Consider the following 8,899-nt stretch of genomic DNA (forward strand, 5'->3'; position numbering starts at 1 on the left):
AGCACAACATTCACTATTTATCTATTGTTACCCTGATTGCATGTTATCGTCAATCGCGTCATTTCGTCGTCGATAGCACGTTATTTTCAATAAAGTTGGGGCAATCTATAAGGACAATTATGACCGACACGTTATTTACTGCTGATTTGACTTTGCATCCTGCGTTTGAGTTGCTTGAACACCGCCATATTGAGGCGCTCTCGATGGACGTATTGATCAGTCAACACGTCAAAACAGGTGCCATGCATTATCATTTGGCGCATCCGAGTGACGAAAACGCTTTTTTGGTGGGCTTTCGTACTCAGCCAATGGATTCTAAAGGTGAAGCACACATACTAGAGCATGTGGCTCTGTGTGGCTCTGAAAAATTCCCAGTGAGAGATCCGTTCTTTTCGATGATCAAGCGTTCGTTAAACACCTTTATGAATGCGATGACCGCAGCAGATTGGACAGCGTTTCCGTACGCGACGCAAAATAAAAATGACTATTTCAATTTGCTGTCAGTTTATCTCGATGCGTCATTTTTCCCAAATATTCATCCACTCGATTTTGCCCAAGAAGGTATCCGCGTAGAGTTAGACGACGATGATAAACCAGAATTCAAAGGCATTGTCTTTAATGAGATGAAAGGGGCGATGAGCGGTGAAATTGATCAGTTATATCATACCGTCGCGCATCACTTGTTCCCAACGACGACTTATCACTACAACTCAGGCGGCGACCCTGCAGATATTCCTGATTTAACTCATCCTGAGTTGGTTGAGTTTCATCATAGCCACTATCATCCATCAAACAGCGTGATAATGAGCTTTGGTAATATCCTAGTCGCTGAAACCCAAGCCAAAATTCATGAAGATGCTTTGATTCAATTTGAGGCAGGAAAAAAACACGTATCACGCCCAGAAGCGCGTCTGTCTGCGCCGATTAGCGCCACTGATACTTATACTGTGGACGAGGCTGGTCCAGACCAAACCCATCATGTGGTGGCTTGGTTATTGCCATCGATTACCGATCCGAAGCAGCGTTTGGCATTGCGTTTATTAGAAGGCGTGTTGGTTGAACATGCAGGCTCACCGCTGCGTGCTTATTTGGACAGCCACCCACTGGGTAAAGCACCAAGTCCGCTACTCGGACTCGATGACAGCCATTATGAAATGGTTTTTTATACCGGTCTGCGTGGCTCAAATCCTGAGCATGCTGAAGCAGTAGAGCAGGGTATTATGGACTTGCTCACTGACGTTGCCAGTGCTGCTATCGATGATGAAACCATCGAGACTATATTGCATCAGATAGAGATAGATCAGCGTCATATCGGTGGTGACAGTATCCCTTATGGTTTGAATTTGATGCTCGAAGGATTTAGCACCGCCATTCATGACGGCAACCCTATCGATGTGTGGGAAGTTGACGAGCATTTGCAGTGGCTACGTGAGCAGGTCAAAGATGAGCAATGGTTACCAAGTTTAATCAAAACCCATTTGTTAGACAATCAGCATCGAGTCCGTGTCACATTGACACCTGATAGTGAAAAGTCAGCCCGTTTGGCGGCAGAAGAACAAAACCGTCTGGATAACATCGCTAAGAATCTAAGCAATGATGATAAAGAAACCCTGCGTCAACAGAAGCTAGACTTGGCAGCGCGCCAGGCAGCGCCTGATGATTTAAGCTTATTGCCAAAAGTGGGTTTAGAAGACGTACCGACCGATATTAGCTTTAAACAAGGCACACAAAAATCAGTACAGTTAAGCGGGCAGGACAGTACTTTATTTGAATACGAAGCCGGAACCAACGGTATCTACTATTATCAAGTTATCGTACCGTTGACCGATGCTATTGGTAATAGCAACAGCGATGAGTTGCCAGTGAATGATGTGATCAATCATCCGTTACTGCCTATTTATTTGAGCTTGTTGTCCGAGCTGGGTACGGATTCATTAACCGCTCATGAAATGCAGGCAAAGCAAGCGGCACACTCGTCAGGAGTGACAGCTCGCATCAGTCAACGTACTGACATCGACGATAATCAAGCGATTAGCAGTTACTTTGTGGTGGCAACGCGTGCACTAAACCGCAAGCCTGAAGCGATAGAGCTGCTCAAAGAAGTGATGGAGCATAGCGTCTTTGGTGAGCATGACCGTATCAAAGAAATCTTGCAGCAGCGCAGTGCCAGTTGGCAGTCAAATCTTGCAGGTGCAGGGCATGCCTATGCTCTACAAACGGCCAGTCGTGGTATGAGCCGTCAAGCGCAGCTTGAATATGTCCGCAGCGGTTTGCCCGCATTGAGCGCACTCAAGGACTTCTTGACGCATGCCAGTACAGACGATGCACAGTGGGATAGGCTTGCCACCAGCTTGATGGATTTGCACAAGCGTTTAATCAGCCTGCCCAAGCATGCAGCCATTATCTGCGAAGCCGAGCAAACCGAACGTTTGAGCAGTCTCATCGTCAATAGTTGGCAAGATAGCCAAGCACCGAAAATTGCTGAGCAGTTGAAAAACACTGGTGCAGACATCGACAGCCATGTGCCAAGCGAGTTTGCAGACTTGCAACTCAATACGGCGCTAAATGGTGACAAAGATGCGACCAAGGGAGCAGAAAGTGGCGCTGCTATTGATGTTGAGGATTTGGCATGGCTAGTGCCCACCAATGTTTATCATAACGCCAGTGCTTACACGGTACCTGCGGCCAACCATCCTGATATCGTAGCGTTGATGGTACTGGCACCTTATTTGCGCAACGGTTATTTACATAGCGCTATTCGTGAGCGGGGCGGTGCGTATGGCGGTGGAGCAGGATATGATGCCAATGCCTGTGCCTTTAAATTCTTTAGCTATCGTGATCCGCAGTGTGCTGAGACCTTTGCACATTTCGATGCTAGTATTGAATGGTTATTGAATGAGCCGCAATCCGATGAGCAGTTAGAAGAAGCTATTTTGGGTATCATCTCAGGCATGGATAAGCCAGGCTCGCCAGCAGGTGAAGCTGTCAAAGCATGCTTCGCTGATTTACATCATCGCGGGGCTGACTGGCAACGTCAAATGCGTGCGTCGATCTTGGCGGTGACAGTGGCAGACTTGCAGCGTGTTGCCAAGCAGTACCTACAAGGACAAAAGCATGTCCGTGCGGTACTCGCGCCTTATGAGAAAGAAGAGGAAGTTAAAAACCTAGGCTTCAGTGTCAGCAAAATAAAGAGCTGATAGTAAAAGTAATAAGGCATGTTTAACGCACTTTATTTGTCATTAAAGATAAATCGTTGTTAAACATAAATCGTCACTGAATACTAAAAAGCCAAGCATGATGCTTGGCTTTTTAAGGTTGTGGTGTCCAATATGGACTAATAACGTTTGATACTTTGGTCTTTGCCGATATGATCTTGATGTATTGGAAAATCAGATAACTCGGTGAACTGCTGACGATCTTCAAAGTAGCTTGTTAAGGTGCGACGTACTGCTTCAAAAGCAAGATCATCCCATGGAATATCCTCTTCACTAAAAAGGGCACAGTCGAGACTCTCTGAGCCAACGCCATATGCACCGTCTTTTAACTCGGTGATATAGATGCTATAAATCTGTCCGATATCTGGAATATCATACAAGCAATATAAATGTGGATTGATAGCAGTCGCTTCTGCTTCTTCATAACTCTCACGAGCAGCACCTTCTGCCATGGTTTCACCGTTTTCCATAAAGCCAGCTGGCAGAGTCCAGAAGCCATACTGCGGCTCGATAGCACGGCGACATAGTAGTACTCTGTCTTTATGTACGACCAGCGTGCCACAAATCACTTTTGGATTTTCGTAGTGAATATAGTTGCAGCTTGGACAGACCAAGCGAGGCATATTATCCGTGGGTGGTATTTTTCGTTCTGCTTTGTGACCGCATTTGAGACAATACTGCATATCAACTGCCTTGTTATAAGAATATGAAGCGTGATGAAAATGGTTGGTAATGATACTGTGAAAGCGATGCAGGAGAATATGATTATCCTGAGCCGTTATCATCCTAAGATAGCACATATTCTTAGCTTACATCATCATGATAACAGTAACTCAGCTTGGTATTTGCAAAAATAGGATTGTCTACTTAGAAATCCCTTAGGGAATACCGCTACTTATCAAGTCCCAGTCACATAAATAGCATGCAGCTGATCAGATATTACGCTAGTCTAAGATAGAGCAGCCAATCCGATATCGACGTTCGTTAAAATAGAGAGCCATATTCTACTGTTTTTGTTTGGGATTTATGTCAAAAAATAAATATTGATTTATGGTTTGCTTTGTTCTTAAAATCTATTTTGGATAAGTCATCATAATGATACTGAATGTCGATAAAGACATATTGATAAAGACGTATTAATAAAAATATAGCAATAAAAACATAGGGCAACTGTCATGTTACTTCCTCCGGAGACTGTTAGTTTTGATGAATTAACAGTCGCTGCACCTTCTTTTATACGTTATCCAACGCTCAGGAAGCTGGCGGAGCGTGTGCAGAATGAAACGCTGGATATGCTCAATCCAGTGATGCAAGGTGGGCATCATGTATCGCGTAGTGCTCGTATCTTAGACAGTCTGTATAAAACGCCCATCGCTGATGCCTCTATATTGGTGGCCATCACGCATGAACGTCATCCTAAGTTATTACTCACGCGCCGTGCTGCTCATATGAAGAGTCATGCTGGTGAAGTCGCCTGTGCAGGCGGGAAGTATGAGATAGGTGATGGCAATAATGTCGTCACGGCTTTACGTGAAGCCTGTGAAGAGACGGCACTACTACCAAGCAAAGTCCAGTTGCTCGGTCAACTGCCCATGCAAACCTCCAAAAGCGGCATGAGCGTCCGTCCGATCGTGGCTCTCATTGCGCCTGATTTAGTACTGGTGCCAGAAATCGGGGAAATCTCTCGCATTTTTTGGGCTGATTTTGAAGCGCTACTCACACAACCTACGGTAGAATATTCGATAGAGTATGCGATGCAAGATCAGGTAGCGACGATACTCACGCCCAGCTGGCAGGTCGATGGTGAGACGGTGTGGGGACTGACAGGACGAGTGATTGCTAGTCTATTAGAAACTGGCTTTGATCGGCAGCTCGAATGGTATTACCGCGTACAAGATACACGGTCATAATGTTCAACACGCCCCAATATGAATTGCTAATGCTATGGTTTTATTCCGCCGTTAAGTAGGGCAAGGAGCTTCGCATCGAATCATGGTTGTTTGTAGTAACTGTCGTTTTTCTTTAGCCACCAATTCATATTGTCTTGCCGTTTGGCGCGAAATGCTTCTAGTTTTGCGGCCACAGATTGATTGTGCTGCCGTGCTGTGTCGAGAGTAAATAGAATAGGTACTGAAGACAAAACCCCAAAACGCATTTTTGATTTTGGCAAGTCCAAGCCATCACCGATATCATCACCGACGAGGGTGCGCGTCACACTGGCGTTGACCATTTCGACAAAACGTCCTTTACGATTGTCTTCGCCCATTAGCTGTCGTGGTAAATCATGCAACGCTTTTGCTAGAGGCTTACCCATTGTAAAGTCAAGCTGCTGAATAGAGAGATAGGTGTAGAGCCATTCCCAACAAGCGGTTTCATCCTTTGGTAACCGATCTAAATCAACCCCCATCCAATAGCTGGCAAGATTCCACAGATGCAGGATTCCCTCAGCTTCCTTTTGACTGATTCGAGCCCCTAGTAAGCGTAGCCCGCGCATAATCAATAACGAAAACTGTAAATGCGTGGCGATCATATCCGTTTGATTGATAGGGATGCCCCAGTAGTTGGTATTCCAGCTACCATCAGGATTGTGATAATGATCAGCGCCTACTATATCGCTAGCGGCAGCATGCCCTTTGCCTTTGAGTAAGCTTTGACGGACTAAGGAATGAATCTGACGTACTTTGATAGATTGGCGCCAGCCTTCTGAGCCAACTGCTAGCACTTGCTCGATAGATGGACGGTTAGTCTGCGTGTTTGTATTTGAGGCACGTATTGTAGGATGTTCGGAGACGGCCAGAATATATGCGTAGGTACGCATTAATCGTGGCAAGGCATCATTCGTCAGTGCACCTGTTTGAATGAGCGGAAGGGACAGAGCAGGGATGCTATAACCTGCCATCAGTGCGACATTGCGCAATAACCAAATCAGCATCAACGGATATCGACGGTAAGCAACCGCACCAACATGAGCAAGTTTGGGATCAAACCAATCAGGATGGCGACGGAATTGTTCAGTCAATACCGCGAAGGAAGCATTGTTTGCTAATTGATTATCTACTTCGTCATCGATAATGAACTGCTGCAATGGTCTTGAGAAACGAATGCTATCAGTGGTTAGGCTGTCTGCCAGTGGGTCACCGATATCGTAGCCTTCGACCATCTCATTCAATAAATCTGGTGAGATGGTAAAGTTTTTGGGTAGTAAATAACGTTTGATGCGTTGCAAGACTTGTAGGTCGCTATGCTCACCAATCGTGGTGGTACGCCCATGACGTTGATAGTGATTTTTTGAAGACTGAGTGCTGTCTGATGTGCCGGTTGTCGCTTTATTACTGCTCTTGAGTGGGGTCATAGGTATCAGTTGCCTTCATTAGCATGGGCATGTCACCATGCTGATGATGTTAATATCTATATCTATCTTGCTGATTGAATAAGTCGAGCTGTCTTTCTGAGCTGTAGATACGGCGCTTTGCTTTACGAATTTCGTCGGCGAGTGACAACAATCGAGCACGTGCTTCTTTTTCACTATCAAAGCCCAGCATATCGCCACTTTCGAGTTTGTCGAACTCGTCTTGATATTTATCTATTAGGCGATTGTCCTCATCTATTTGAGATTCTAATTCGTAATAGTCGAGACCGCGTTGGTTTGCCCGCTCCAAGGCACTTGCCATACTGGCTGGGCAGACGTTATTTATATCGCGGCCACTTTTACCAAGATTATATGAGTTATTAGTCGTGCAGTACTGTTTTAGCCCTTGTTGGCGACCGCGCTCCCATGCTGAATAATCAGGGGCGACACTGGCTTTGGCACAGGCTTTGGCGTGAGAGGCTAAGCGGTCTGACTGGTAACCTGACACACCGTCATTATAGCCGATAGTCTCCCAGTCACCGATGAGACATTCTTGTTTGGACAGGGTGGCGCAGCCTGATAGCAAAACAATACTGCCCAGAACAGGCAGGCTAAGCGAAAGTCGATGTACAAATCCTAGCACGGTTATCTCCTATGATTGTAAACACAAGTAAGAAAAAACTGGATTAAAACAACTTAACTTGTAAAGCCGAATGCCACTTATGAGTCGTTAAACTGATAAGTGGCTTGCTATCTTATCAATCAGTGAGAACGCGTCAAATCAATAGATGTCGCACTATCACTGTCTTTTAGATTGGCCTTCAGTACGAGGTAACCTGCGATACCAGAGGCAATAGAGCCCATGATAATACCTAGGCGCTCATCAAACATGGTTGTGTCGCCTGCAAACGCCAAGCCACCGATGAATAGGCTCATGGTAAAACCAACACCACATAATAACGATGCCCCGTAGATTTGCTTATAATCCATACCTTTTGGCATGGTTGAAATACCAAGCTTAAAGATGAACCAACACATCACCATGACACCGATTTGTTTACCAATAAACAGACCAGCGGCAATACCGAGTGGTACGGAGTGGAAGAGCTCAGCCAAGCCGGCACCTTGGAGCGAGATACCTGAGTTGGCAAAGGCAAATATTGGTAAAATCCCGAAAGCGACGGTGTTGTGTAAATCATGCTCCAATTCTTCAAGTGGAGAATGCTCAGGATCTGTGCGATCCAACATTGGGATAAATAGCGCTAAGACCACGCCTGCTAAGGTAGCGTGAATACCTGATTTTAAGACAGCGACCCACATGATCACACCAATCAGCAGATAAGGGGTGATACTAGTGACGTTGCGGCGGTTCAGTAAATATAAGAATGGCAAGCACAACGCGGCTAACGCCAACGACTGTAATGACAACTCACTAGTATAAAATAAAGCGATAATTAAAATGGCACCGATATCATCAAAGATAGCAATAGAGACCAAAAATACTTTGAGAGAGTTGGGGACACGACTACCTAATAAGCTCAAAATACCAAGCGCAAATGCAATATCAGTCGCAGCAGGAATGGCCCAGCCTTTCCAATATTCAGGCTCATTTAGGTTGAAGAGTATATAGACAATCGCAGGTACGATCATGCCACCCACTGCCGCAGCAGCAGGCAAGATGATTTGTTTGATGTTGGAAAGCTCACCAACCAACACTTCACGCTTGAGCTCGAGTCCGACTAAGAAAAAGAACACCGCCATCAGACCGTCATTGATCCAGTGGTGAGCGTCTTTGGCAATAGCGAAATCGCCAATCTGAACAGCAACAGGGGCGTGGATAAAGCTGTCGTACCACACGCTGAGAGGGGAGTTGGCAATGATCATCGCAGCTATGGCGGCCATTGCTAGAACGATACCTCCTGCCGCCTCAAGTTCAAAAAAACTCTTAACCCTTTGTATTGCCATATCACCCTCATTCAATAAATACAATGTATTAAAGATGGCTTGCCTGGTGCAAGTCATTAAATAATCAAAAACTTCAAATTTCTTAGATAACCTTAGTTTCTCATACTCTTATTGATATAGACAACAAAATACGTCAATCCAAAGTCATACTTTCAGCTGTTTGTACGATATTCGTTGGAATTATAAAGCTGGTAGAGTTTTCTGAACTGTTATCGGTTATTAGCTCTATTCTACCGGACGTGGTTGTTATACAATAAGCTCTTAGACAAATTTAGCAGACTTTTAGATGTTTTTGGTCTTTTTTATACTTTTATCTGGTGGTGTTCTAAAAAGTATGCTGGCATCAGACGTAGCCATAATTGACATAAAA

At 45.1% G+C, this 8,899-nt stretch carries 6 protein-coding genes; 2 read left to right on the forward strand and 4 right to left on the reverse strand.

All coding sequences use genetic code 11. From position 1 onward, the window contains the following. Nucleotides 1-119: 119 nt before the first annotated feature. Nucleotides 120-3,197 carry an insulinase family protein gene (locus L0J61_RS06550; protein ID WP_301465525.1) on the forward strand — a complete coding sequence of 1,026 codons (3,078 nt, stop codon included), beginning with the start codon at nt 120-122 and terminating at the stop codon, nt 3,195-3,197. A gap of 137 nt (nt 3,198-3,334) precedes the next feature. On the opposite strand, the gene L0J61_RS06555 is transcribed toward L0J61_RS06550, so the two are convergent. Next, complete coding sequence (locus tag L0J61_RS06555; RefSeq protein ID WP_301465526.1) at nt 3,335-3,898, reverse strand: NUDIX hydrolase; 564 nt, start codon at nt 3,896-3,898, stop codon at nt 3,335-3,337. Nucleotides 3,899-4,390: 492 nt separating this feature from the next. Between L0J61_RS06555 and L0J61_RS06560 the strand changes: the two genes are divergently transcribed. Beyond that, nucleotides 4,391-5,125: a CoA pyrophosphatase gene (locus tag L0J61_RS06560; protein ID WP_301465527.1), complete on the forward strand. Its 735-nt coding sequence runs from the start codon at nt 4,391-4,393 to the stop codon at nt 5,123-5,125. Between the two features lie 80 nt (nt 5,126-5,205). On the opposite strand, the gene L0J61_RS06565 is transcribed toward L0J61_RS06560, so the two are convergent. The 3 genes from L0J61_RS06565 to nhaA all read right to left on the reverse strand — a co-directional run bounded on the left by L0J61_RS06565 (nt 5,206) and on the right by nhaA (nt 8,529). Next, nucleotides 5,206-6,567 carry an oxygenase MpaB family protein gene (locus L0J61_RS06565; RefSeq protein WP_301465528.1) on the reverse strand — a complete coding sequence of 454 codons (1,362 nt, stop codon included), beginning with the start codon at nt 6,565-6,567 and terminating at the stop codon, nt 5,206-5,208. Nucleotides 6,568-6,616: 49 nt separating this feature from the next. Further along, a complete protein-coding gene (locus L0J61_RS06570) occupies nt 6,617-7,207 on the reverse strand; it encodes a DUF2799 domain-containing protein (RefSeq protein ID WP_301465529.1) in 591 nt (196 codons plus the stop codon). A 119-nt stretch (nt 7,208-7,326) separates the two neighbouring features. Further along, nucleotides 7,327-8,529, reverse strand: a complete 1,203-nt coding sequence (nhaA, locus tag L0J61_RS06575; RefSeq protein ID WP_301465530.1) for a Na+/H+ antiporter NhaA — start codon at nt 8,527-8,529, stop codon at nt 7,327-7,329. Nucleotides 8,530-8,899: the final 370 nt, after the last annotated feature.

The sequence above is a fragment of the Psychrobacter sp. genome (assembly GCF_030457785.1).
Taxonomy (GTDB): Bacteria; Pseudomonadota; Gammaproteobacteria; order Pseudomonadales; family Moraxellaceae; genus Psychrobacter.

What these genes read in the sequence shown, in the direction of transcription:
- L0J61_RS06560 (WP_301465527.1), top strand. Translation starts at nt 4,391, where the DNA reads ATGTTACTTCCTCCGGAGACTGTTAGTTTTGATGAATTAACAGTCGCT.
- L0J61_RS06555 (WP_301465526.1), bottom strand. Translation starts at nt 3,898, where the DNA reads ATGCAGTATTGTCTCAAATGCGGTCACAAAGCAGAACGAAAAATACCA.
- L0J61_RS06565 (WP_301465528.1), bottom strand. Translation starts at nt 6,567, where the DNA reads ATGACCCCACTCAAGAGCAGTAATAAAGCGACAACCGGCACATCAGAC.
- nhaA (WP_301465530.1), bottom strand. Translation starts at nt 8,529, where the DNA reads ATGGCAATACAAAGGGTTAAGAGTTTTTTTGAACTTGAGGCGGCAGGA.
- L0J61_RS06550 (WP_301465525.1), top strand. Translation starts at nt 120, where the DNA reads ATGACCGACACGTTATTTACTGCTGATTTGACTTTGCATCCTGCGTTT.